The sequence below is a fragment of the Actinomadura fulvescens genome (genome assembly GCF_039533225.1).
GTDB classification, from domain to species: domain Bacteria; phylum Actinomycetota; class Actinomycetes; order Streptosporangiales; family Streptosporangiaceae; genus Spirillospora; species Spirillospora fulvescens.
Window position 1 is genome coordinate 17,405 of the sequence record NZ_BAAATD010000026.1, and the last position, 23,311, is coordinate 40,715.

Genomic DNA, 23,311 nt, shown 5'->3' on the forward strand with positions numbered 1-23,311 from the left:
CGTGCGCGAGGGGGCATGCAACGTGACAGCCGGGCGTGCCGCGAACCCGGCGTCACCGCGGCGCCGGTTCACGGGCAGCGGCGGGGTGGTGCTCGCGGCGGAGGTGTGGGGCGCACCGGATGCGCCGCCGCTTGTCCTGTTGCACGGCGGCGGCCAGACGCGCGGTGCCTGGGGCACGGCGGGGCGGCGGCTTGCTGCGCGGGGATGGCGGGTGGTCGCTGCGGACCTGCGCGGGCACGGCCAGAGCGGCTGGTCGCCTGACGGCAGCTATGACATCGACCTGTTCGCCGACGACGTGCGCGCGCTGGTCGCTGCGCTCGGCGGGCGGCCGGTGCTGGTGGGTGCTTCGCTCGGCGGTCTCAGTTCGCTACTGGCCGCGGGCGAGGCGCCGCGGGCCGCGGTCCGGGCCTTGGTGCTGGTCGATGTCGCCCACCGCCCCGACCCCGCCGGTGCTCGCCGGATCCTGGACTTCATGGCGGCCCGGCCGGACGGGTTCTCAAGTCTCGACGAGGTCGCCGACGCCGTGGCGGCCTACCTGCCGCATCGACGGCGTCCGGAGGCCCTGGATGGACTGCGGCGCAACCTGCGCAGGGAAGGCGCTCGCTGGGTCTGGCACTGGGACCCGCGCCTACTCAAGCGCCTGGCCGACAGCATCCACCCGGCCGGCGCTGCGGCGCGCGACCAGGCTGCGGCGCGCCATCTCGCCGCCGCCCGCGCCGCGGGCGTCCCGATCCTGCTGGTGCGTGGCGCGATCAGTGACGTGGTGCCCGAAGCGATCGCCGCAGAATTCTGCGTGAGCGTCCCCTGCGTCCATCGGGTCGAGGTGGCAGGCGCGGGCCACATGGTCGCCGGCGACCGCAACGAGCACTTCATCGAGGCGATCCTGCCGTTCCTCACCCGCATCCGGGAGAGCACGTGACTCACGGTCTGGGCGGGTGGCACGACTTCTCGTTCGGCCGCGGCCCCAGTACATGACCGTGATCATTCTCGAGGCTGCGGTAGAGGGGCTTCGGTGTGAGCGGTTCACAGCAGCGTCGGCCAATGAGTGTTGTGTCGGGACCGTGTCAAACAGTCGTACGCGCGGTTTCATCGAGGGAACCCAAACGGTCACATCCCCACAGAGGATGTGCTTTCGCCCTCAACCACCAGGAGGTGGGCCTCGTGCCCAGACATCGAGCCGCCGCGGCCCTGGCCGCCGTTCTGACGGCGGTGGCACTGGTGATGCCGGCGCGCACCGCGTCGGCCGCGGCCGCGCACGATCCGGTGATCATCGTTCCCGGAATGACCGGCACCACGTCGTACATGAGCACGATGCGGCAGAACTTCGTCCGCGCCGGCTGGCCCGACGACCGGGCCATCACCTGGACCGACCGGACCAGCATGACCGGGGACCTGACCCAGGCCGGGCAGGCGATGGGGCAGGAGGTCGACCGGGTGCTGCGCCAGACCGGAGCCCAGAAGGTCATCCTGGTCACCTGGTCGGCCTCCACCCTGGCCGCGCGTTCCTATCTCAAGCACGTGCCCGGCGCGCAGGACAAGGTCTCGCACTACTTCTCCATGGCCGGCCCGCACCACGGCACCACCACCGCTTCGATGTGCCGGAACCTCTACACCTCGTGCCGGCAGTTCGCCATCGGCTCGCCCTGGCTGCGGGACCTCAACTCCGGCACCGAGGTGCCAGGCTCCCCGGCGGTGCGGTACACCACCCTGCGTTCCACCTGCGACTGGAACGTCAACCCGAGCCAGTCGGCCGAGCTGGCCGGTGCCGACAACCGGCTGACCCCGACCTGCATCGACCACTCGCGGTTCCCCCACGACACCGGCGTCTTCAACCTGATCAACAAGATCATCCAGGAGAACCCCGGCACGGCAACGAGACGGCCGGCGCGGACGCCTAGCCAGTACGGCCACGCCGTGACCACCAACGCCCCTCGATGACAGGAGATCCATGAAGCTCCCGCTCCCCACCCCCCGCCGCCTGGGCGTGTTGCTCGCGACCCTGCTCGCAGCCGGCGCCCTCACCGGTACGAGCTCCGCCGACACGGCCGCCTCGACCTGCCCGCCGGCGAACGGCCAATGGGCCTCCCAGGGCCCCTTCACCGTGACCTCCGCGTCCAACGGAGCCGGCACCACCATCTTCCGGCCCGCCAACCCGGGCACCCTGGGCTGCACCACTCACCCGGTCATCCTGTGGAACAACGGAGCCATCTCCAAGCTCGACAGATACGCCCCCCTGCTGAACCACCTGGCCTCGCACGGCTTCATCATCGCCGCGGCCGAAGGCAACTCCGGCACCGCCGGCCCCATCCTGCGCGGCCTGGACTACCTGACAACCGAGAACGCCCGCGCCGGCAGTGCCTTGCAGGGCAAGGTCGACCTGGCGAACGTGGGCGCCACGGGCCACTCCTTCGGCGGCGGAGCAGCCGTCGCCGCCGGCGCCGACCCCCGCGTGGACACCATCGCCCCGATCTATCCCACCGCGTTCAACAGCGGCAGCCGGGTACGCGGCCCGGCGGTGTTCTTCGCCGGCCAGAACGACCCCACCGTCCGGCCGTCGACCGTGCGCCGCGTCTACAGCCAGGCCACCCAGGTCCCCGCCATCTACGCCGAGCAACGCGGCGCCGACCACTACGGCATCCCCGGCTTGCACGGCCCCCTCACCGCGTGGTTCCGCTTCCACCTGATGGGCGAGGAGGCGGCCCGCGGCCCGTACTTCGGCCCGAACTGCACCTACTGCTCCTCCACGTTCTGGTCCGTCTTCGAGCGCAACGCCCGCGCCCAGGCCATCCCCGGCGTCTGACCCGAACAGGCTGGCCGGGGCACGACAGGCCCCGGCCAGCCGACGGAGGTGCGCAGCCAGAGATCATGGTGTCGGGGGCACCGGGCGTCGCTGCGTCTGGCTAGGCTTCTTCGGATTCGGCTGGTGCGACCACCACGCACCATGGAGGACAGAGTGAAGCGCATCGGCATCATCGGGGTAGGCGAGATCGGCCGGGCCATCGTGGACGGCCTGTACTGCCGGGGTGACGATGGCCCCGAGGTGTTCCTCTCCCCTCGCGGAGCCCGTACAGCCAGGGAGCTGTCCGAGCGCTACCAGGGCGTACGGGTGTGTCCCGACAACCAGGCGGTGGTGGACCGCTCCGAGATCGTGATCATCGCCGTCCGCGGTCAGGACCGGCACGAGGCACTCGCCGGCCTCACGGTGGCCGACGACAAGATCGTGATCAATGTGATGTCCGGCGTCGGCAACGACGACCTGCGCAGGACGCTGGCCACCGATGCTCCGCTCGTACGGGCCATCCCTCTTCCCGCCATTCGCGAACGCCGTTCTGTCACGGTGACCTACCCGTCCCATCCGGCGGTGAACTCGTTCTTCGAACACCTGGGCGGGGCGCTCCCGGTCGCGGACGAGTCGGCCTTCAACGTCTTCTCCGCAGTGACGGGGACGCTGACCACCCACTACTCCTACCTCGCCACGCTTACCTCGTGGGCCGTCGGCCACGGAATCGCCCCTGACGACGCGGACCGCTACGTCCGCGGACTCTTTCAGCAGGTCGGCCGCGCCCTGAACGACGAGACCCGCACCCTGCACCAGCTCGCCGCCGACCATGAGACCCCGAAGGGAAACAACGAACGCATCCGCACCACATGGTTCACCCCGGCCAACGCCGAAGCCCTCAAAAAGGCCCTCGATGACCTCCTCACCGGGCTTGACGGTCAACGGTGATGGCAGGAGCTCACAGCAGCTCGGGCAGGCTCGCGGCCGACTCCAGCAGGTGGGTGTGCCGGTGACGGCCGAGATCGGTGGCCGAGGTGGCTCCGGTCAGCACCGCCACGACGAAGCGAGCGCCGGCGTTGTGCCCGGCGGCCAGGTCGTTGGGGGTGTCCCCGGCGACCAGCACCCGGTCGACGCTGGTCACTCCGGCCAGTTCCATCGCGCGGAAGATCAGGTAGGGCGCCGGGCGGCTCACGGTCACCTCATCGCTGGCGACCAGGCCGTCGATGGTGCCGCCGACACTCCAGTCCATGGCTTCCAGGATCGACTCGGCGACCTCGCGTGAGTAGCCGGTCTGCAGGACGACCTTCACGCCTGCGGCGCGGAGGGCCCCGATGGCTTCGGTGACGCCAGGGAGGGGGGTCGGGGGTGTGGCGGCGTACGCCTTGGCCAGGCGGGCGGTGAAGTCGGCATAGACCTCGTCCACGTCGGCCGGGGCGGATTCGCCGGTCAGCTCGCGCAGCAGGCCGGCGGCGGCTTCGCGTTTGTCGGTGCCGGTCCACTTGTGCAGGACGCCGGCCGGGACGGGACGCGCGAGGCGGGCGGTGACGGCCCGTTCCAGTGCGGCGTAGACGGCGCCGCCCTCCTGCACGGTGGTGCCGGCCATGTCCAGCGCGGCGAGGTCGAACGGGCTTGTCACTGGGCGTCTCCTGGCAGGCCGCGGGCGAAGGCGAGATGGTGCGCGCGGGCATTGGCGATGGTGAAGGTGGCGCGGTCGGGGCGGTAGCGGTCGTCGGCGTACTCGACGGGACGGCCGTCGGCGGTGCTGGCGGTACGCCGTTCGCGCAACAGGGGGCTTGCCTTGGCCACGCCGAGATGTCGCGAGTCCTCGACCGTGGCGGCGATGGCGTCGATGGTGTGGGTGGCCGCGGACAGGTCGACTCCGCGGGCGACGAGTCCCGCGTAGATGGATCCCGCGTCGGTGTCGAACTCGAACAGCAGCCGTCCGACGTCGAGCACGAACGTGCTGCGTTCGAGCATGACGGGTTCGCCGTCGAGGAGCCGCAGCCGCAGGACGTCGACGACCTGCTCGCCGGGCATCAGGCCGAGCGCGGCCGCCGCGATCTCGTCCGCGCCGCGGCGGGCCAGCTCGATGGTGCGCTGGCCCGGCCGGTGCCCGGACTGCTCGACCCAGGCGCTGAACGACATGAACGTCTCGAAGGGCTGGCCCATCGGACGGCGCCGGACCACGGGCTGACGACCGCGGCCGCCCTCGATCAGGCCCTCGTTCCGCAACGCCGCCAGCGCCTGCCGCACGGTCCCCCGGGAGGCGCCGAACTCCTCGGTGAGCCTGGCCTCTGACGGCAGCGCGGCACCGACGGGGAGCGCTCCGGTGAGAATCCGCTCCCGCAGCGTGTCGGCGACCTTCGCGTGCAAGGTTCCGGACGGCATGGGTTGAACATACAAGTGCTGGGCGACGCGGTGTCAACAGCTTGTAGAAGGAACGAATTAGCAGGTGAACGAGTAGTTAACTTGTACATACAAGTTACCGGTGAGCGTTGACGGCGGATCAGGTCGCCGAGAACGCTCTGGGGCATGAACACCGCCTCCGCCCCCCGTTCGCCCGTCGACCTCCTCGTGGTCGGCGCCGGCGTCGTCGGGCTCGCGCACGCCATCGAGGCGCACCTGCGCGGCTGGTCGGTCACGGTCGTCGATCGCGACGCCTTCGCCGCCGGCGCCTCGGTCCGCAACTTCGGCCATGTCTGCGTGACCGCGCAGGACGGTGCGGCCCTCGACTACGCGCTCGCCGGCCGGGAGCGCTGGCTCTGGCTCGCCGAACGTGCCGGGTTCGAGGTCAGCGAGGCCGGCACGCTCGTGGTGGCCCGGCAGCCCGAGGAACTGGCCGTTCTCGAAGAGTTCGCCGAGGCCCGTGGCGCCGGGCAGGTCCGGTTGCTGGACGCGGCCGGCGTCGCACGGCGGCTGCCGGTGGCCGGACCGGCCCCGCTGGGAGGCGCCCATCTGCCGCTCGACCTGCGGCTGGACGCGCCCACGGCGATTGCGGCCATGACGGCGTGGCTGGAGGCGCAGGGCGTTCCGATCGTCTGGCGGACCAACGTCGTGTCCGTGGAGCCGGGCCTGGTCCGGACGACGCGCGGCGAGGTGCGGGCCACTCGCACCGTGCTCGCGGTCGGCCACGACATCGACCGGCTCCTGCCCGACACGGCGGACGGCGCGGGTGTCACCCGTTGCCTGCTGCGGATGCTCGAAGTCGCCCCACCGGGCGGTCTCCGAGTCGCCCCGGGCGTCCTGACGGGTTCGTCGCTTCTGCGGTACGGCGGATTCCTCGCGCAACCGTCGATCGACACGCTGCGGAAACGATTCGCGTCAGAGGCGCCGGAGTTGCTGGACGCAGGGGTGAACCTGATGTTCACCCAGCGGCCCGACGGCACCATCGTGCTCGGCGACACCCACCACTACGGCGCCACCCACGCGCCGTTCGACGACGAGAGGACGGCCGGGCTGCTGCTGCGCGAGGGAGCGCGGCTCCTCGGCGTCCCGTCCCTGCGTGTCCTGCGCCGCTGGCGAGGCGAGTACGCGGCCTCGACCCAGACCTCCTTCCTCAATGTGGAGGTCGCCGAAGGTGTTCGCGCCGTCTCGGTGACCGCCGGCATCGGGATGACCACCGCCCACGGATTGGCGCGAGCCGTCCTGGATTCCCTTCCTCAGCAGTGAGAACAGTGAAAGGCCCTGCCATGCGCCGATTTCGTCCCTCTCTCGCGATGACCGCCGTCGTCTCCCTGGCCGCCGTTGTTCTGGCCGGCTGTGGTGGTGATGACGGCAAGCAGACCTCCGCCAAGGGCTCCTGCCCGAACGGCAAGGTGCGGTTCGGCGTCGAGCCGTTCGAGGACGCCGCCAAGCTCACCCCCGCGTACAAGACGCTCGGCAAGGCGCTGGAAACCAAACTGGGCTGCCCGGTCGAGGTGCAGATCGTCCAGGGTTACTCCGCCGAGGTACTGGCGATCCAGAACAACAAGCTCGAAATGGCGCAGTTCGGCCCGCTCGGTTACGTGTTCGCCGCCAAGCGGGCGGGTGTAGAGCCCGTCGTCTCGTTCGGGAATCCGGACGGATCTCCGTCGACGTACAAGGCGGGCATCTGGGTGAAGAAGGACAGCCCGATCGCCACCGTCGCCGACCTCAAGGGCCGCGCGCTGGCCCTGTCGGACTCGGGCTCGACGTCGGGCGACGCGCTGCCCCGGTACGCGCTCAAGAAGGCGGGCGTGGCGGAGTCCGAGGTCAAGCTCCAGTACGCGGGCGGCCACCCGCAGGCCCTCCTGGCCCTGACGTACGGCAAGGTCGACGCTGCCGAGATCAACACTCAGCAACAGGCCACCTCAGCCGCCGAAGGCAAGTTCGACACGGCCAAGTTCAGGCAGATCTGGGCGTCCGACCCGATCCCGAACGACCCGATCACGGTGAACAAGAACCTCGACCCCGCGTTCCGGCAGAAGCTGGTCACCGCGCTGACCTCGCTGACCCCGCAGGACGTCGCCAAGGTGGGCTCCTACTTGGACGTCAAGCCCGGCCCGCTGGTGACCGTCGGCCGGCGCAACTACCAGCCCCTGTTCGACCTGGCCGACTCTCTCGGCCTGACCGAGAAGAACGTCTAGGACCACGCCATGACGGACACCATGACGCCTCCGGCCCTGGCAATTCGTGGCTTGTGCAAATCCTTCGGCGGGCGCGCGGTCCTGTCCGGGTTCGACCTGGACGTGGCGCCCGGAGAGGTCGTGGCCCTCCTGGGAGCCAACGGCTCGGGCAAGTCGACCGCCTTGAAGTGCGTGGTCGGCCTCGTTCTCCCCGACGAAGGCCGCGCGCACGTCTTCGGCGCAGACCTGTTCGACGGGTCGCGCTCCTCCGTCCAGGCCCGCACGCGCATCGCCATGGTCTTCCAGCAGATCCACCTGGTGCGGCGGCGTTCGGCGCTCGACAACGTCTGCGCCGGCGCGCTCGGCCGCCTGCCGCTGCGCCGCTCGTGGGCGCCCGTCGCCTTCCCGCGCGAGCTGCGCGAGGAGGCGATGGCCTGCCTGGACCGCGTCGGGCTCGCCGACCGGGCGCACGAACGGATCGCCGCGCTGTCCGGCGGCCAGCAGCAGCGGGTCGCGCTGGCCCGCGCCCTCTGCCAGCGGGCGGGGGTGCTGCTGGCCGACGAGCCGGTGTCCGCGCTGGACCCGTCGGCCGCCGAGAACGTCATGCACGTCATGACCGACCTGGCGCGATCCGAGTCGATCGCGGTCGCGGCGGTCCTGCACCAGCCGGAGCTGGCCCGCCGCCACGCCGACCGGATCGTCGGGCTGCGCGACGGCCGGATCTGCTTCGCGGGCCACGCCGGCGAGATCTCCCAGAACGAGATATCGGCCCTCTACATCGCGAACGAAAAGGTCTCCGCATGAGCGCCGTCATCGAACGCACCGTCCAACGCCTGCCCGTACCGCGCAGAAGGCGCAGTCCCCGCACCATCATCACCGCCGGCCTCATCACCGCCGCCCTCGTGGCCCTGCACGCGGCCGCCTGGATCGACACCGACATGGATCTCGGCATGCTGGCCGAGGGCCGGCACGGCATGGCCCGCTTCGTCGCCGAGGCGTTCCCGCCCGACTTCGCCTGGGACCCGGTCGTGCGGAGCGGCCTTGAGGCGTGCCTGGTCACGCTCTGGATCGGCCTGCTCGGCACCACGCTGTCGATCCCGTTCACCATCGTGCTCTGTGCGCTGGGCAGCCGCGCCACCAGCAGCAACGCCGCCGTCTACCAGATCGCCCGCGGGATCATGTCGTTCCTGCGCGCCGTACCGGACGTGGTGTTCGCCCTCATCTTCGTCACCGCCGTCGGGCTCGGGCCGTTCGCCGGTGTCCTGGCCCTGGTCTGCAACAACACCGGCGTCATGGGCAAACTCTGGTCGGAGGCCATGGAGGAGATCGACGACGGCCCGGCGCAGGCACTGCGCCTCGCCGGCGCCGGCCGCGTCCAGCTGATCGCGCACGCGGTGCTGCCCGCCGCCGTGCCGCAGCTCATCGGCCTGGCGCTGTACCGCCTGGACGTGAACGTGCGGGCGTCCCTGGTACTCGGACTGGTCGGCGCCGGCGGCATCGGCTTCCTGATCAACCAGTCGATCCAGGAGTTCCGGTTCGACGAGATGCTCACCTACATCCTGATGGTCCTCGCGCTCGTGGTCGCCGTAGACGTGCTCAGCTCCGTCATCCGCCGAAGACTAACCCCGTAACCTCCGCAACCGGCTTCGACGGCGCTTTCCGCTGCGCGGGAGTTGCGTGCGCTGCCCGCCGCCACCTGACCCTCGAGACCCGTGGCGGCAAGGGGCGTCTACCGAGGATTGATGACCGCGACCTGCTGCCACTTACGAGTCGGGCGTCCATTGGCCGGAATTATCCGGCTTTGGCGGCTTGTAGGACGGGCCCGGCTGCACAGGCTGGTGTAACGGATACATCGCTTACCGCCCGGCCCTTACACTCGGTGCGCTTGGCTGGTGGGGTTGCCCTGGTCGCGTCCCTTGGCGGCGAGCGTTGTGTGCCCGCACAGTAGGGGTGCAAGCACGTGCACACCGCAACGCAGGAGGTACCCATGTCCCTAGAGTTCCTGGGCAAAGACCCCGATTCTGACGACGGCCAGTCGCCAACCGTGTGGGTCGACCGCGAGGCCGATGTCTATGTCATTCGCGGGTGGCAGATTGCCGACGCCGAGACTCGCGCGGTGGTCGGAGACGACCCACCTGGTGAGCTGACGATGCGATTCCCCAGGCGCATGATGCGGTTCTTCGAGGAGGTGAACGGTGACGGACAAGGCACCCACGTACCCTGACCTGCTGCGGTCAGCTACCGAGCGCGCCGTTCACCTGGAGATGCGTGACATCTACACGGTCGAGGGGGAACAAGAGCGGATCACCGCGTGGCGAGCAGGTCACCGCTGGGACCGCGCCGACCGCACCTCATGGTGGCGGCCCTGGCTGGACCTGGTCGTCGAGACAGCGGCCCGGGGCGTTGTGCTACGACGAGGTCGTATCGTCTCCGAACCGCTGAGTGAGTACCTGAGGTACTCACATTCCTACGCCTTCACCAACGTGGAGGCGGGTGAGGAACTCCGGTGGCTGCCTCGGCGACGGGCCTCGGACCTGGCGTTGCCGGGTAACGACTTCTGGCTGGTGGATCACCGCCTCGTGCTGTTCAACCACTTCGACGGGGAGGGCCGCCCGACTGGCGTCGAGGTGAGCGAGGATCCCGACGTCGTGAAGCTGTGCTCCTCGGCCTTCGAGGCTGTGTGGGAACGCGGTGTCGACCACGACGCCTACCAGCCGTCCTGACCGTAGTCAGCAGTGCCCGTGACCACCTCGCCCTCATCGAGCGTCCAGCAAGCTCGCCAGGCACTTGCCGATCGCCTGCGGGAGATTCGGCAGGATTCAGGGCTGACCGCCCGGGAAGTGGCGCGGGTTTGCGGTTGGCACGAGTCGAAGAGCTCGCGCCTTGAGCACGCCCGCACCGCGCCGTCGCCCGCCGACATTCGCGCCTGGTGCGCAGCGTGTGGTGCTGAGGATCAGACCGAGGATCTGATAGCTTCCCTGCGCGTTCTCACTACGATGTATGTCGAGTGGCGGCGGCTCCTCAAGAGCGGGCTCAAACGGCAGCAAGAGACTCGTCTGCCGCTCTATGAGAGGACTCGGCGCTTCCGCGTCTACTCATCCTGGCTGATCCCCGGGCTGCTCCAGACGCGGGCGTTCACCGCTACCGTGCTGCGGTCGATCATGGAACGCGACGGGCTGCCGGACGACGTTGACGAGGCGATTGCCGCACGTATGCGCCGTCAAGAGGTTCTGCACAAGGGCGATCACCGCTTCGCCTTCGTCATCGAGGAAACGGCACTCAGGAACACGGTGTGCAGCGCGGATGTCATGGTCGGCCAGCTCAACCACTTGATCATGTGCTCATCGCTTCCGTCTGTGAGCCTCGGCGTGATCCCGTTGGGATCAGGTCGAGAGCGCTGGCCGACTGAAAACTTCTGGATCTTTGACGACGCCCAGGTCAACGTCGAACTCGTGGCCAGCTACCTGACGGTGACGCAGTCCCGGGAGATCGCCGAGTACGTCAGGACGTTCGAGGCTATGAGTCGGATGGCGCTGGTGGGCCGTGCCGCACGGGATCTCATCCGCAACGTGATCTCCTCATCCTGAACGTGTGCAAGTTTCCGCAAGCTGCTATGGGCGGATCCTGCCTCCTACCTAGCGTGCTGGGTGGCGCACAACGCGCTATCCCGGTAGGTGAGGAGGGTTCCCGTGGTTTCCCTGGATCGGCCCCGTGAGGCCGACCGCGAGCAGAGCAGCAGTCCGCCTCAGGCGGCCCTGGAAGCGCTGGCTGCTCTGCTGCGCGGGCAGCGGTACGCGGTTGAGGTGCACGACGGCAACCTGGTGGCGGCTGATGGCGCGGGCGTCCGGCCAGTGCGGGTGTGGTGTCAGTCCCGCGATACCGACGGGGGCCGGTTGTGGTTCGCGTGGTCGGGGGCAGTGTGGATCTGCGAGGCGGACAAGCCGACCGATGCGATCACGGCGGTGAAGGGCGCGTTCGGGCGGGTGCGGGCATGAGTTTCGAGCGCAGGCGCCTGGATGAGCTCAGTGAGACGTTGCGGCGTGATGGCGGGGTCGCTGTCGAGCCGTTCGGCATCGGTGTGCTGGGCTTGACCGTCGCGCAGCGGATGAAGGTGGCGTGTCATCCGCAGCCCTGGGACGGACCGTTGTACTTCTGCGTGCCCGGCTCCGACGGCGGTGGCCCGTGCCGCATCTTGGGCCGGGCGGAGCAGGTGACCGAGGTCGCCGGTGTGGTGCTGCGGCTGGTCCGTTCCGAGCCGGGCAGGGGAGATGCGGCGTGACCGCGTTGGAGGACTTCGAGATCTCGCGGGCTGAGGCGTTCTTTCGCCGGGTCACCGGCCGGTACGCAGCCGAGCGCGGGGTGTCGGCGTTGGTGATCACGCATCTGCTGGGTGAGCGGCCCGCGTTCCTGCGGGCGGTCGGGCGAATGGCTGAGGTCGCGGCCGTGCTGCCCAAGCCGAAGTCGATCGACCCGGCGGCGATGGAGGAGATCACCGGGCAGATGCCGGTGGACGAGTTGGACCGGGCCGCGTTCGCTGACCCTGGTCACGCGCTGGCCTACCTGGAGTCGCGGGCGGCGGGCCAGCCAGTGGTGCTGCTGGACGTGGGCGGGTACTTCGCGCCGAGCCTGGCGGACCTGTGCGGGCGGTTCTCCGGCCAGGTCGTGGGGGTGGTGGAGGACACCGAGAATGGCCACCAGCGGTACGAGGCGCTCGGCGCGTCGCTGGGCAAGCTGCCGTGTCCGGTGTTCAGCGTCGCCCGTTCGCCGCTGAAGGACCCTGAGGACTACCTGGTGGGGCAGTCGGTCACGTTCTCGGCCGAGGCGCTGATCCGCTCGCGCGGTGACATCTTGCAGGGCCGTCCGGCGGCGGTGATCGGGTACGGCAAGCTCGGCCGGTCGATCGCGGCGATGCTGCATGCCCGGCACGTCGGCGCCACCGTCTTCGACTCCGATCCCGTCCAGCGAACTCAAGCCATGTCGCAGGGTTTCCGCACCGCGTCCACCCTGGCGCAGGCGATCGCCGGGGCGGGATTGATCGTGTGCGCCACGGGCAACCTCGCGCTACGCGAGGACGACTTCGCGCGGGTGGCCAACGGCGCGTACATCGCCTCGGTCACCAGCAGCGACGACGAACTGGAGCTGGAGGCACTCGACGGGCTGTACGTGCGGACGGCCAGCGGGCCGCACGTGACCCGCTACGCCCGGACCGGACACTTCTTCTACCTGCTGGCCGATGGCAACGCGGTCAACTTCCTTCACGGCGCGAGCGTAGGTGCTTTCATCTTCCTGGTGCAGGCCGAGATCCTGGCTGCTCTGGGAACGCTGGCGGCCGTCGGTGCCGGGCCCGGATCGCTTGAGCCTGGCCTGCACGAGTTGGACGCGACCGAACGCAGCCTGATCGCCGCGACCTGGCTGCGCTACTTCGATGGGACGCCATGAGCATCAGCACCGACGAGATCCGTACCACCGTCGCCCGCTACCTCACCGCGCACCCTGGCGAGGCCGAACACCTGAGGCCGCTCACCGAGGCGCTGGAAGCCGGGCGGGACCTGACATCGCGGAGCGAGTTCGACGGCGGGCACGTGACCTGCGGGGCGGTCGTCATCGACGACAACCGCCGTCTGCTGCTGATCCGGCATCGGGCGCTGGGTCGGTGGCTGCTGCCCGGCGGGCACTTGGAGCCCGAGGACGAGGCGTTGCCGTACGCGGCGCTGCGCGAGTTGGAGGAGGAGACCGGGATCTCCTGGCACGGTGCCGTCGCCCCGCCTGGACAGGACGTGACCCCGGTCGATATCGACGTGCACACCATTCCCGCCAGCCAGGCCAAGGGCGAGCCCGAGCACTGGCACGCCGACGTTCGGTGGGCGTTCTGGGTCCAGGAACCCAAGGTGGTGATCCAGGCCGAAGAGGTGGACGGCTACGCCTGGCGCTCCCGCGACGAGGCTCCCACGCCGAAGCTGGCCGCCAAGCTCGCCGACCTGTAGCGGCAACGCCAAGCACCCGTGGCTCATCAGCGGTGTCGTGGGGGTTATTCGGATTTGGTGGCTTTTAGGACGGGGACGGTTGCGGCTTGGCGGGCGGGGAGGGCTGAGGTTGCGAGGGTCGCCAGGGCCGCGCCGGCCGTGACCAGGGGGAGCAGCCACCAGGGCGGGGACGGGCGCAGGAACGAGCTGCCCGTCGTGATGTGCAGCAGTGTCAGCGTTCCCAGGGCGATGGCGAGGCCGAGGATCGTGCCTAGGGCGACCACGGTGGCGGCCTCCCAGCGGACGATCGAGCGGATCTGTTTCATGGTCGCGCCCACGGCGGCCAGCAGTCCGAACTCGCGGGTGCGTTCGGTGACGCTCATCGACACCGTGGTCGCCATCCCGAACAGCGCCAGGAGCAATGCCATGCCGACGAAACTGTAGGTCGCGCGTAGCGCGCGGGTGAGCGAGGCCGATGCCGCCTTTACGTAGGCGTCACGGTCGAGGACGCGGGCGCCTGGCACGGCGCGGGCCAGGGACTCCGGGGAGCCGCCGCGCACCAGGACCGTCTGGGTCGTGGCGTTGGTGTCGAGCCGGTCCATCGTGGCGGGCGACACGAGCGCCTGCTCGGCGAACAGGTGGGACGGGTCGTGGTAGGTGCCCGCCACCGTGAGTGTGACGCGGCCTTGGGCGCCTCGCACGATGATCTGCTGGCCGCGCCTTAGCTTTTGCTCCTTGAGGACGGTCGAGGACAGGGCGATCTGTCCGGGGCGCAGTGCGGGCGGGCGGCCGCCCAGGCGCAGGACGTCGCGGAGGCCGGTCTGCTCGGCGGCGTTGACTAGGAGGTGGAACGGTTCGGGGGACACCAGCTTGACTTCGGTCTGGGTGAGGGCGGTTGCTCTCGTCACTCCTGGTGTGCCCGCCACCAGGGTCGCCACGTCGCGGGCCAGGGGAGCGGGGGCGCCCTCGGCGGTCTTGGCGGTCGCGGTGATGGCGTGGTCGGCCGCCATGACCTGCCGTCCTGTCTCTTGGAACCGTTCGTTCACCGACAGCGTGACCAGCGCCATCGAGGCGACCAGCGCGACGCCCAGCATCAGCGACGAGGCGGCCGAGGAGACGCGGCGCGGGCTGCGGGTGATGGTGGCGTGCGCCAGCCTGCCGGTCTCGCCCCGGCAGAGACGGCCGATCAGTCCGCCCAGCGGGCCGACGAAGAACGGGGTGAGGACGGCCAGCCCGGTCACGCCCAGCATCGACGCAAAAAGGACCATGAGGGTGACCCCGAACGTGCGGTCCTGGCCAGGGGGATCGCTCAAGCGGACCGCGACCGCCACCGCGTACCAGAAGCCCGCACCGGCGAAGATCGCGAACGCGGCCAGCAGCCGGGGCCAGCGGCGCTCCGGGGTCTCGGTAATGGCCTGTACCGGTGAGACGCCTGCGGCGCGGCGGGCCGCCCGCCAGGCGGCCAGCTGGGTGACCAGGATTCCAGCCGCGGCTGGAACGGCCAGCGCGACCCAGCCGAACTGGGCGTCGGCGGCCGAGACGTCGAAGCCGTCCCGCGCGAACAGCCGGGTGATCAACGCCGACACCGGATAGCCCGCCGCCACGCCCCCTACGGCGGCGATCGCGCCCATGACCAGGGCCTCCAGGCGGATCAGCCGGCTGATCTGCCGCGGCGTCGCACCGATCGCGCCGAGCAGCGCCAGCCGCCGGGTCCGCTGCCGCACCAGCGTTCCGAACGTGTTGGCCACCACGAACAGCCCCACGAAGATCGCCACGGAGGCGAGCATGCCGACGACCCCGGCGATCGAGGCGCCCTCGCTCGCTGCGGCCGAGGTCTGCGCGGCCCGTACCGACTCGGCGGTGCGCACCGTTGCGCCGTCCAGTTCCCGGGCCAGCTCGCCACGCAGCCGATCGGCCGGAACGCCCGGGGCGGCCTTCAGCCAGACGCTCCGCCAGGTGCCCGGCGGCAACATCGCGACGCGCCGTACGGTCTCGGGCGCGGCCAGCACCAGGTCGCCGGCGGCCACCGCGCCGCGGCCCTGGACGCTGACGATCCCGGCGATCCGTACCCGGCGCGTCTCGCGGGGGAGCGTCAACGTCATCGTGTCGCCGACGCGCAGCTTCCCGGCGCGCGACAGGTGCCCGACGACCGCCACCTCGCCGTCGGCGGTGGGGGCACGCCCCTCTTCCAGGTGGTAGGGGTTGAGCCGCGGGTCCGATACCCAGGGACGCAGCTGCGTACGGCCTTCGGCCGACGCGTTGATCGCCTTCCCGTCGGGGCGGGCGGCCGTCACCGCCACCGCGGCGTCCCCGGCCGCCGCCGCCACGTCCGACCGGGAGGCGAACCGGTCCAGGCGGACCCGGCCGTCCGGCGGCGCGTACGGGTCGTCCGGATCGATCGTTCCGCCGTGCACGAGCACGTCCGCGCGGAAGTACTCGCTGGCGTCGCTGCCCGACACCGCCTCCTGCGCGCGCAGCGCGAACTGCAGCGAGCCCGCGATGAGCGCGATCGAGCCAACGGCGGCCAGCAGCGTGGCGGTCAGCCGCAGCCAGCCTTCGGTGAACGAACGGCGCGCGATCAGCCACATGGCGTCAGCCCTCCAGCTTGCGCATGCGGGCGTGCACGGCGTCGATGGTGGGGCCCGCCAGCTCGTCGACGATCGCCCCGTCGGCCAGGAACAGCACCCGGTCGGCGTGCGCGGCGGCCACCGGATCGTGCGTCACCATGATCACCGTCTGCCGGTACGAGTCGACCGCGGACCGCAGGAAGCCCAGCACCTCCGCGCCGGAACGGGAGTCGAGGTTGCCGGTCGGCTCGTCGGCGAACAGCACCTCCGGCCGGGTCAGCAGCGCCCGCGCCACGGCGACCCGCTGCTGCTGCCCGCCCGACAGCTCCGCGGGCCGGTGATCCAGCCGCGCCCGCAGCCCGAGCGCGTCGACGATCGTGTCGAACCATCGCCGGTCCGCGCGACGGCCCGCCAGCCGCCCGGTGAGCCGGATGTTCTCCTCCGCGGTGAGCATCGGCAGCAGGTTGAACGACTGGAAGACGAACCCCATCCGATCGCGGCGCAGCTCGGTGAGCCGGGTGCGCGACAGGCCGGTGAGGTCGATCTCGCCGATGACGACGGTGCCGGAGGTCACGGTGTCCAGACCGGCCAGGCAGTGCAGGAAGGTCGACTTGCCTGATCCGGACGGCCCCATGATCGCGGTGAACTGGCCCCGGGTGAACGCCGCCGACACCCCGCGCAGCGCGGTCACCGCGCCGTCACCTGAGCCATAGGTCTTGACCACCTCGGCCGCGACCATGACCTGGTCGCGCACCTGAACCGTCCGCATGAGGGTCTCCCCGTCGATTGCCGTCCACCTGAGATAATCTCAAGTGAGACTATATCAGCCGATACTAGTCGGACCGCCACGACCGATTCCTTCCGAGCGCGCCGCGAGTCTTCAAGACGGTCGATCCGGCATCCACACGGAGGTCCTCATGCCAAGAGTCACCACCCGCCCGGCGGTGGTGTTCGTGATCGTGTCGCTGGGAGTGGTGCTGTCCAGCCTCGATCTGTTCGTCGCCAACGTCGCGCTGCCCGCCATGGCCGCCGACCTGCGTCCCCGCGACCTCGGCGAGCTGAGCTGGGTCCTGAGCGCCTACGCGATCGTGTTCGCCGCCCTGCTCGTGCCGGCCGGACGGCTGGCGGACCGCACCGGCCAGAGGACCGGCTTCCTGGCCGGGGTGACGATCTTCCTCGTGGCCTCGGGCGCCTGCGCGGCGGCGACGAACGTGCCGATGCTGATCGGGTTCCGCGCCGGGCAGGCGGTGGGCGCGGCGCTGCTCGTACCCACCTCGCTCGGCCTGGTGCTGGCGGCCTACCCGCCGGCCCGGCGCCCGGGAGCGGCGCGTGCCTGGGCGGTCGTCGGCACCATCGCGGTCGCCGTCGCGCCCGTTGTCGCCGGACCGCTCGTCGAGGTGTCGTGGCGCTGGGTGTTCATCATCAACCTGCCGATCGGGGTGGTGGCGCTGATCCTCGGCTGGTGGCTGCTGCCCGACACCGCGGCCGAACGCGGCCCCCTGCCCGACCTGCTGGGCGCGGCGCTGCTCACGGCGGGAATCGCCGCCCTCGCGCTCGGCCTCGTCAAGAGCGAGGCCTGGGGCTGGTCATCGGGCGGCGTCATCGGCACCCTGGCGGCGGCGGCCGTGCTGATCGCCGTGTTCTTCGGATGGTCGGCGCGCCATCCGAGTCCGATCCTGGAGCTTGACCTGCTGCGCAGCCGGGGGTTCGCCATCACGACGGCGGCCATGCTGGTCGCGTCCGTGGCGTTCGGGGGCATGCTGCTGTCGGCGGTGCTCTGGATGCAGGACGGCTGGCACTGGTCGGCGCTGCGCGCGGGCTTCGGCATCGCGCCCGGCCCGGCCATGGTCCCCGTCTTCTCCATACTGGCCGGCAGGCTGATCCCTCGCCTCGGCCCGGCCCGCGTCGTCGTCACCGGCGCGCTGCTCTTCGCGGCGGGCCTGGGCTGGTGGGCGGCGGGGATCACCGTGCAGCCCAACTACGCCACCGGCATGCTCGGCGGCATGATCCTCGTGGGCGCCGGATTCGGCCTCCTCGTGCCGACGCTCTTCGGCAGCGCCGTGGGCGCCCTTCCGCCGCAGCGCTTCGCGACCGGGTCGGGGATCATCAACATGGTCCGGCAGATCGGCATCACGATCGGGGTCGCCGTGCTCGTCGCCATCCTCGGGACGCCGCAGAACGCGAACGACCGGTTCGCGGCGTTCCGTACCGCCTGGGTGGTGCTGGCCGCCATCGCCGTGGTGGCCGCGGTGGCCGGAAGCGCGTTGCCGCGTCCCCGGCGCGCACCCGAAACCAAGCCCGCACCGCACCCCGCAACCCAGGCCACTCCCCAGGCCGCTCCGGATCGGAACGTGGTCAGACCCTCGGCTGGCGGGCCTCCGGCACCGGTAGGCTGAGGCCGTCGGCGGGTGGGGAAGCCCGGCCGGCAACCGCCAGGACTTCACCGTCCTGGTCGAACGCTCCGCTCTCCGCTTCGGAGAGCGGAGCGTTTGTTCATCGTCTGGGCGCCGATGGGCGTAGCGCCGACAGGTCCTGACCGCGAACGGCCCGCCCCCTTCACTTCGGCGAGGAAGGTGGGGCATCTCGCCATGTCCGGGGTCAGTGGCCGCGTACGTCATCCTGCCACCAGACCCGTAGCCAGTGTCGCGTCTCTGGTACCCGGTGCCCGTGGAAGTAGGTCCCGTGTCTGTCCATCCAGCGTTCTCGGAGCCACCCCAGCTTCCACCAGGTCGTCACCAGCAGGGTGCGGACCCTGCGCAGTGGCCCCGCTCCGCCCTCAGGCCCGTAGGTGTCCCCGGCTTCCAGGTACTTGCCCATGGCCTCCACCTAACACCTGATCCGTGATCCCCTGGTCGCCTTCTCCAACGTGAAATCCTTGCCACGATCGGTGCCCGTGATCCTGGCGAACAGCCGCCAGCGCCCCGCAGAGCATGCGGTGTCGGCTGTGTAGGTCCGCTCGTTCGGATACGGGACCTGTGTGCTTGCGCGCTGGGGGCCGACGTTGCGCCGGTCCCCGGATTCGTGCTTTTCCAGCCGGAGCGCCACCCGGATGGACCCCAGGGGGCGCGAGCACCGCGACTTGATGTAGGCGGTGATCCACCCCGTTGTTGAGTCCCTGTGCGGCGGGCTGACGGCGGTGATGACGCACGGCTTGCTGTCGCCTGCGCCGGGGGTGGACGTGCTTCCGCACTCCTCGGCCGCGCCGAGGAAGACCGCAGCGAGGACCGCCAGGACGGCGGCGCGGATGGTGTTCGAGGTGTACATGGTCCCTCCTCACGGTGGCCCGCGGCCCCGGGGTCGGGGAACTTCACCCGGGGCGGCGGGAGGCTTACCTCATGCCCGTCAGCGCGGCGCGTCGGGCCTGCATGGCGGTCGCCCACAGCATGAACACCAGCTGCCCGAGCTGCTCGGCGTCCATCCGGTTGAGGACCGCGCCGGCTTCGTCGTGGCTGCCGCGTGCCCGCGCTTTGATGTACGTGCGGGCGTGACGCAGCATGGCGCGATGGATCCGGCGGCCCTTGACCCGGGTGCCGGCCGGGATCCCCAGGGCCATCAGGCGCGCGTACCCATGCCGCTCCGAAGGTGCGAGCCGCGCCACGTCCGCCACACCTGCGATGACCACACCGGCCGCTGCCGCGTCCCGCTGGATCGTGTCCGCGAACACCTCGGCCATCACCGGCCCGGCCATCGCCCACCCCGGCGCGACCTTCACGCGTTCGAAGTAGCGGAGCGGGCCTTCGTATGCCCCGGACGCACCCGCCATGATCAACGCCTCGCACTCCGCGCGGACCTGCTCCCGGTCCCGGTGAACGTTCAGACGATCAACCACAAGGGTCCTTCCTCCCGGTTCGGGGAGTCTGGGAAAGCTGTTTGCAGATCAGGTCGGCGGCGGTCATCACGTCCTCCACTGGGCCGATGTCCGCCTCGACGTACGACCCACGCCGCCACACGAAGTGATCCCAATAGGCGCCGACTGACTTCACGCCCAGGCCCCAACGGCACCGCGCACACCCACATCTGCACCCCGCGGTTGTAGGTGTGCCAGCCACGGCCCTCCAGCTCGGCCGCCAGCGCCTCGATCGCCGCCCGACGCCCGACGCCCGACGCCGCGCGATCTCCTCACCCGGCAGCATCACGTCGCGTCCGGGCCGTGCGGCCCCGACGCCGCGACCTGGTGGATCCGTCGCTCGGCGTCCCTGCTGACCTCGTCGGCCGTGCCGAGCAGATACCCCTGACGGCCCAGATGCCGGGCGAAGATCGGCCGCACCCTCGACAGTGCCCGCTTCAGCGCGGCCGTCGCATCCATCCTCGGCTCGCAGCCAAGCTTGGTCTCGGCCTCGTCCTGGACGAACGACAGCACCAGGTCCACGATGCGCGGATGGAGCCGCTCTTTCCCGGCTTCCTCGAACGCGCCGAGCACGACCGGAAGCATCTTCAACGGCGACGCCCTCGGCGCCTCCGCCGCCGTGGCGAGCCGCCGGGCGGCCTCGGCCTCGCGGACACCGTCCGGGAAGTGGGGGCCGCTGCTACTCACCGGCGCTCACTCCGGCGAGCTGGGCGTACAGATCGTCCGGGTCGTCGGCCTCCAAGCATGAGGCGCCATGCTGAACGAGCTCGCCCCGCTCGGGGGCACGGGTCGCCCACCAACGACCAGCGCTGCTGGTGATGATCGACCAGTCAGGGAACTCTCGGCGCAGCTGGTCCTTGATCTCCGCTACGTTCGTCATCAGCCGGACTCACCTCCGGTCAGGCCTCCGGAACCCGGTGTTCACCCACCGGCCGGGGGCCGACTTGTCTGCGTCACCCGTCACACTTCCCGCCGGTCCAGCTACCGTGGGAGATGCTGCCTGCTGCCTCCAGGTGCAGGCAGCATCAGGCAGCAGGGTCAACCCGGGCGAAACGGGTGAGGCGATGACCTTCGGCGAGAAGCTTCGGCAGCTCATGGCCGAACGCGGGATGAGCCAGCGCTACCTGGCGCGTTCGGTGCCGTGCAACGACGGGTACCTTTCGCGGATCGCAAACGACCACCGTGCGCCGTCCGTCGAGGTGGCCGAGCGACTCGACGAACTGCTCTCAGCTGGCGGCGAACTTGCGGCACTGAGAAGAGCGATGCCCGCTCGCCCGGCTGCTGGCTTGGCCGAGGACGTCGTGGCCCTGGCCAACTGGCTCGAACAGTCCAACGTTGGGGACGGCGCCATCGGCTACCTGGAGACCGCCACACGGCGCCTCACGTTCGACTACCCACGTCGCCCCCCGCTAGAGGTCCTCGCTGACGCTCGCCAGCTCCAGGCCCGCGCGGCGCACCTCCTCCAAGGCGGGCGCCAGCGCATCGCACAGCAACGCACGCTGCTCACGATCTCGGCCGAGCTTTTCGCGCTGATCAACCTTCTCGCCGGGGACGTCGGCCGCTATTCGCTCGCCGATGCGTACGGGTATGCCGCGTGGACGTGCGCGAGTGAAGCCGACTCCGACTCCGCCAGAGCGCTGGTGCTGTGTGCCCAGTCCAAGACCGCAAGGTGGGAGGAGCGCTACCAGGCAGCCGCCGAGCTGGCTCGCCGCGGCTTCGAGCTCGCGCCTGCTGGGTCGCGCGGGCGGGTATTGCTTGCGGTTTCGGAGGCCACGGCCTTGCAGTCAAGCGGCGCGATCGAAGACGCCTACCAGGCCCTTAGCCGTGCGCAAAGAGCCCGCGACGACGCTGACCATGTGGACGACGTCGCAGACGCCTGGAGCTGTCCGCGTGCGCGGCAGGAGACCTACGCGCTCCAGGTCGGGCTAGGTGCCCGCGACCCGGTCGCGGTGCTGCGCTCGGTCCGAGCGGCCGATGACGCGTGGGCGGACGGTGACCCTCGCGTGTACGGCACGTGGGCTCAGGTGCGCATCGGCGCCGCGCTGGCCCACGTCATGATGGGCGAGCCCGAGGGCGCCGCCGAGGAACTGGCCCCCGTGTTCGATCTCGGTCAGGAGTTCCGCGTCGTCACCATCATCGGGCGAATGTCGGAGGTCGCTCAGCGGCTCGGCCACAGCCGCTACAAGGGAGACCAGAGCGCCGCCGATCTGCGGGACAAGATCCGCGCCTTCCGGGACGGATCGTTGGAGCACAAAGCGATCACCGGACCGGAGACTCCATGAGCCCGTACCCAGCCCGCATGTCCGACCACTGGTGGTGGCGGCCCGGCGTCCGGCCAGGCCGCCGCCTCCTTGTCTGGCACGTGCTGCTGCACGACCAGGGCGACGCCCGCGACGTCGTCCGCCAGTGTCAGGACAAGTTGGCCGGATTGGCCGGGTTGGACCTGATCCCCGAGGACTGGCTGCACATGACGACACAGATCGTCGGGTTCGCGGACGAGATCAGCCCCGCCGAGGTCGAGCGCATGCTCCGCGAGACGGCGGACCGCTTCGCCACCCTGAAGCCTGTCGAGGTCGAGCTGGGCAAGCTGTGGCTTCACAGCGAGGCCGTCATGCTCGGCATCAGGCCGCCGCAGGCGCTCGACCCGGTACGCGAGGCGATTCGTTACGCGGTCGCCGGATCCGTCCGCGTGCACCAGCTCGCCGACGAACCCGAGTGGACGCCTCACGTCTCGGTTGCCTACAGCCACGGCGACGGCCCGGCGAAGCCCGTTCTCGACGCGCTGGCCGTCCGGCCAGAGCCTCGCGCTCTCCGCGTGCACGAGGTCCACCTCGTCGAGCAGATGCGAGTCGGACGGCTGTACCGCTGGGACATGCGCGCCGCGCTCCCGCTGGGCGCGTAGCCGTCGCCCGCGCCCGTTTGGAGCGTCGGCGCAGGTGCCATACCTTGACCGCCAAGCAGCGCGGTTTGCCTCCACTGCGGGGAGCCTGCTCTGCCCCGTCCATTTGGGAAACGAGCAAAGGAGCTCGGAGTTGTCCTCTAAAGATCATTTGAACCTAGACGACGAAGGAAGAGAGCGGATCTACCTTGTTGACGGCCCGATGGCCGACCGGATCGTGAAGCTCACCACTCCCGGCGAGGATGTGGCCGCGTTCGACGCGAACGGCACTGGCACCTTCGTTCAGTACGCCTGGAACGGGGAGCGGAACGAGGACGGATTGCGCACGTTCATCGAGCTGAAGAACCCTTGATCACCGGTTGAAAATTGACGAATACCCCGCTCCCGGACGGCGGATTCTCGGGGTCCTCGCAACACCTGATGGCTTACGTGGTTGTCAGTAGATCACGCAGGCGCTCGGCTGGGGTTCTCCAGCCGAGCGTTTTGCGTGGTCGGCCGTTGAGTTGCTGGGCGACGTGTTCGAGGTCTTGGGGGCTGTGCACCGACAGGTCGGTGCCTTTGGGTGCCTCTGTGTTTGTCAAGGCGCCGTAGTGCATGTCGTAGTGTCGGCCGTGGCGGGTCTGGGAAGTGACTTGTCCGAAGAGTCGACCGTCGGGGTTGGGTCGGCTGCGGT

General features: G+C 70.2%; 28 protein-coding genes and 1 pseudogene. 19 read left to right on the forward strand and 10 right to left on the reverse strand.

The features are described from left to right. Window positions 1-22: 22 nt before the first annotated feature. The 4 genes from ABD333_RS45995 to ABD333_RS46010 all read left to right on the forward strand — a co-directional run bounded on the left by ABD333_RS45995 (window position 23) and on the right by ABD333_RS46010 (window position 3,727). A complete protein-coding gene (locus ABD333_RS45995) occupies window positions 23-919 on the forward strand; it encodes an alpha/beta fold hydrolase (RefSeq protein WP_344549247.1) in 897 nt (298 codons plus the stop codon). Between the two features lie 242 nt (window positions 920-1,161). Further along, complete coding sequence (locus ABD333_RS46000) at window positions 1,162-1,938, forward strand: esterase/lipase family protein (RefSeq protein ID WP_344549248.1); 777 nt, start codon at window positions 1,162-1,164, stop codon at window positions 1,936-1,938. 10 nt (window positions 1,939-1,948) lie between these two features. Next, entirely contained in the window at window positions 1,949-2,800 is an 852-nt protein-coding gene (locus ABD333_RS46005) for a poly(ethylene terephthalate) hydrolase family protein (RefSeq protein ID WP_344549249.1), read from the forward strand. A gap of 141 nt (window positions 2,801-2,941) precedes the next feature. After that, window positions 2,942-3,727 carry an NAD(P)-binding domain-containing protein gene (locus ABD333_RS46010; RefSeq protein ID WP_344549250.1) on the forward strand — a complete coding sequence of 262 codons (786 nt, stop codon included), beginning with the start codon at window positions 2,942-2,944 and terminating at the stop codon, window positions 3,725-3,727. Window positions 3,728-3,737: 10 nt separating this feature from the next. Here the strand turns inward: ABD333_RS46010 and ABD333_RS46015 are convergent, their stop codons facing one another. Beyond that, window positions 3,738-4,415, reverse strand: coding sequence for a phosphonatase-like hydrolase (locus ABD333_RS46015; protein WP_344549251.1), 678 nt, complete (start codon window positions 4,413-4,415; stop codon window positions 3,738-3,740). Then, complete coding sequence (locus ABD333_RS46020) at window positions 4,412-5,167, reverse strand: GntR family transcriptional regulator (RefSeq protein WP_344549252.1); 756 nt, start codon at window positions 5,165-5,167, stop codon at window positions 4,412-4,414. The genes ABD333_RS46015 and ABD333_RS46020 overlap by 4 nt, the downstream gene beginning before the upstream one ends. A 144-nt stretch (window positions 5,168-5,311) precedes the next feature. Here ABD333_RS46020 and ABD333_RS46025 point away from each other — a divergent pair, with 144 nt between their 5' ends. The 11 genes from ABD333_RS46025 (at window position 5,312) to ABD333_RS46075 (ending at window position 13,346) form a co-directional block, all read left to right on the forward strand. Then, window positions 5,312-6,448, forward strand: coding sequence for a TIGR03364 family FAD-dependent oxidoreductase (locus ABD333_RS46025; protein WP_344549253.1), 1,137 nt, complete (start codon window positions 5,312-5,314; stop codon window positions 6,446-6,448). 20 nt (window positions 6,449-6,468) lie between these two features. Further along, entirely contained in the window at window positions 6,469-7,383 is a 915-nt protein-coding gene (locus ABD333_RS46030; protein ID WP_344549254.1) for a phosphate/phosphite/phosphonate ABC transporter substrate-binding protein, read from the forward strand. A 9-nt stretch (window positions 7,384-7,392) separates the two neighbouring features. Then, window positions 7,393-8,166 (forward strand): phosphonate ABC transporter ATP-binding protein, encoded by a 774-nt coding sequence (locus ABD333_RS46035; protein WP_344549255.1) that lies wholly within the window; start codon window positions 7,393-7,395, stop codon window positions 8,164-8,166. After that, on the forward strand, window positions 8,163-8,993 hold the full coding sequence (phnE, locus tag ABD333_RS46040; RefSeq protein WP_344549256.1) for a phosphonate ABC transporter, permease protein PhnE: 831 nt from the start codon (window positions 8,163-8,165) through the stop codon (window positions 8,991-8,993). The genes ABD333_RS46035 and phnE overlap by 4 nt, the downstream gene beginning before the upstream one ends. A 356-nt stretch (window positions 8,994-9,349) precedes the next feature. Next, window positions 9,350-9,586 (forward strand): hypothetical protein, encoded by a 237-nt coding sequence (locus ABD333_RS46045; protein ID WP_344549257.1) that lies wholly within the window; start codon window positions 9,350-9,352, stop codon window positions 9,584-9,586. Then, entirely contained in the window at window positions 9,558-10,085 is a 528-nt protein-coding gene (locus ABD333_RS46050; protein WP_344549258.1) for a DUF6879 family protein, read from the forward strand. Before ABD333_RS46045 ends, ABD333_RS46050 begins: the two co-directional genes overlap by 29 nt. Window positions 10,086-10,103: 18 nt before the next feature. After that, complete coding sequence (locus ABD333_RS46055) at window positions 10,104-10,949, forward strand: helix-turn-helix domain-containing protein (protein WP_344549259.1); 846 nt, start codon at window positions 10,104-10,106, stop codon at window positions 10,947-10,949. Between the two features lie 102 nt (window positions 10,950-11,051). Next, on the forward strand, window positions 11,052-11,357 hold the full coding sequence (locus ABD333_RS46060) for a hypothetical protein (protein ID WP_344549260.1): 306 nt from the start codon (window positions 11,052-11,054) through the stop codon (window positions 11,355-11,357). Further along, window positions 11,354-11,641, forward strand: a complete 288-nt coding sequence (locus tag ABD333_RS46065; protein ID WP_344549261.1) for a hypothetical protein — start codon at window positions 11,354-11,356, stop codon at window positions 11,639-11,641. Before ABD333_RS46060 ends, ABD333_RS46065 begins: the two co-directional genes overlap by 4 nt. Next, window positions 11,638-12,801: a Rossmann-fold NAD(P)-binding domain-containing protein gene (locus tag ABD333_RS46070; protein ID WP_344549262.1), complete on the forward strand. Its 1,164-nt coding sequence runs from the start codon at window positions 11,638-11,640 to the stop codon at window positions 12,799-12,801. Before ABD333_RS46065 ends, ABD333_RS46070 begins: the two co-directional genes overlap by 4 nt. Continuing rightward, window positions 12,798-13,346, forward strand: a complete 549-nt coding sequence (locus ABD333_RS46075) for an NUDIX hydrolase (protein ID WP_344549263.1) — start codon at window positions 12,798-12,800, stop codon at window positions 13,344-13,346. Before ABD333_RS46070 ends, ABD333_RS46075 begins: the two co-directional genes overlap by 4 nt. Before the next feature lie 44 nt (window positions 13,347-13,390). Here the strand turns inward: ABD333_RS46075 and ABD333_RS46080 are convergent, their stop codons facing one another. Together ABD333_RS46080 and ABD333_RS46085 are read right to left on the reverse strand one after the other, a co-directional pair. Beyond that, window positions 13,391-15,913: an FtsX-like permease family protein gene (locus ABD333_RS46080; RefSeq protein WP_344549264.1), complete on the reverse strand. Its 2,523-nt coding sequence runs from the start codon at window positions 15,911-15,913 to the stop codon at window positions 13,391-13,393. A gap of 4 nt (window positions 15,914-15,917) precedes the next feature. Continuing rightward, window positions 15,918-16,661 (reverse strand): ABC transporter ATP-binding protein, encoded by a 744-nt coding sequence (locus tag ABD333_RS46085; RefSeq protein ID WP_344549265.1) that lies wholly within the window; start codon window positions 16,659-16,661, stop codon window positions 15,918-15,920. A gap of 148 nt (window positions 16,662-16,809) precedes the next feature. Here ABD333_RS46085 and ABD333_RS46090 point away from each other — a divergent pair, with 148 nt between their 5' ends. Further along, on the forward strand, window positions 16,810-18,288 hold the full coding sequence (locus ABD333_RS46090; RefSeq protein WP_344549266.1) for an MFS transporter: 1,479 nt from the start codon (window positions 16,810-16,812) through the stop codon (window positions 18,286-18,288). 202 nt (window positions 18,289-18,490) lie between these two features. Here ABD333_RS46090 and ABD333_RS46095 read toward each other — a convergent pair whose 3' ends face one another. The 5 genes from ABD333_RS46095 to ABD333_RS46115 all read right to left on the reverse strand — a co-directional run bounded on the left by ABD333_RS46095 (window position 18,491) and on the right by ABD333_RS46115 (window position 20,619). Then, on the reverse strand, window positions 18,491-18,709 hold the full coding sequence (locus ABD333_RS46095) for a hypothetical protein (protein ID WP_344549267.1): 219 nt from the start codon (window positions 18,707-18,709) through the stop codon (window positions 18,491-18,493). 9 nt (window positions 18,710-18,718) lie between these two features. After that, window positions 18,719-19,156, reverse strand: coding sequence for a hypothetical protein (locus ABD333_RS46100; RefSeq protein WP_344549268.1), 438 nt, complete (start codon window positions 19,154-19,156; stop codon window positions 18,719-18,721). Window positions 19,157-19,220: 64 nt separating this feature from the next. Next, entirely contained in the window at window positions 19,221-19,721 is a 501-nt protein-coding gene (locus tag ABD333_RS46105; RefSeq protein WP_344549269.1) for a hypothetical protein, read from the reverse strand. Between the two features lie 303 nt (window positions 19,722-20,024). After that, window positions 20,025-20,426, reverse strand: a complete 402-nt coding sequence (locus ABD333_RS46110) for a hypothetical protein (RefSeq protein ID WP_344549270.1) — start codon at window positions 20,424-20,426, stop codon at window positions 20,025-20,027. Then, on the reverse strand, window positions 20,419-20,619 hold the full coding sequence (locus ABD333_RS46115) for a hypothetical protein (RefSeq protein ID WP_344549271.1): 201 nt from the start codon (window positions 20,617-20,619) through the stop codon (window positions 20,419-20,421). Before ABD333_RS46115 ends, ABD333_RS46110 begins: the two co-directional genes overlap by 8 nt. A gap of 184 nt (window positions 20,620-20,803) precedes the next feature. On the opposite strand from ABD333_RS46115, the gene ABD333_RS46120 reads away from it, so the two are divergent. The 3 genes from ABD333_RS46120 (at window position 20,804) to ABD333_RS46130 (ending at window position 22,990) form a co-directional block, all read left to right on the forward strand. Further along, complete coding sequence (locus ABD333_RS46120; RefSeq protein ID WP_344549272.1) at window positions 20,804-22,021, forward strand: helix-turn-helix transcriptional regulator; 1,218 nt, start codon at window positions 20,804-20,806, stop codon at window positions 22,019-22,021. Beyond that, window positions 22,018-22,641, forward strand: coding sequence for a 2'-5' RNA ligase family protein (locus ABD333_RS46125; protein ID WP_344549273.1), 624 nt, complete (start codon window positions 22,018-22,020; stop codon window positions 22,639-22,641). Before ABD333_RS46120 ends, ABD333_RS46125 begins: the two co-directional genes overlap by 4 nt. 130 nt (window positions 22,642-22,771) lie before the next feature. Next, a complete protein-coding gene (locus ABD333_RS46130; protein WP_344549274.1) occupies window positions 22,772-22,990 on the forward strand; it encodes a hypothetical protein in 219 nt (72 codons plus the stop codon). 73 nt (window positions 22,991-23,063) lie between these two features. On the opposite strand, the pseudogene ABD333_RS46135 reads toward ABD333_RS46130, so the two are convergent. Next, window positions 23,064-23,201, reverse strand: a pseudogene (locus ABD333_RS46135) (IS30 family transposase); the annotation flags it as partial. Between the last annotated feature and the right edge of the window lie 110 nt (window positions 23,202-23,311).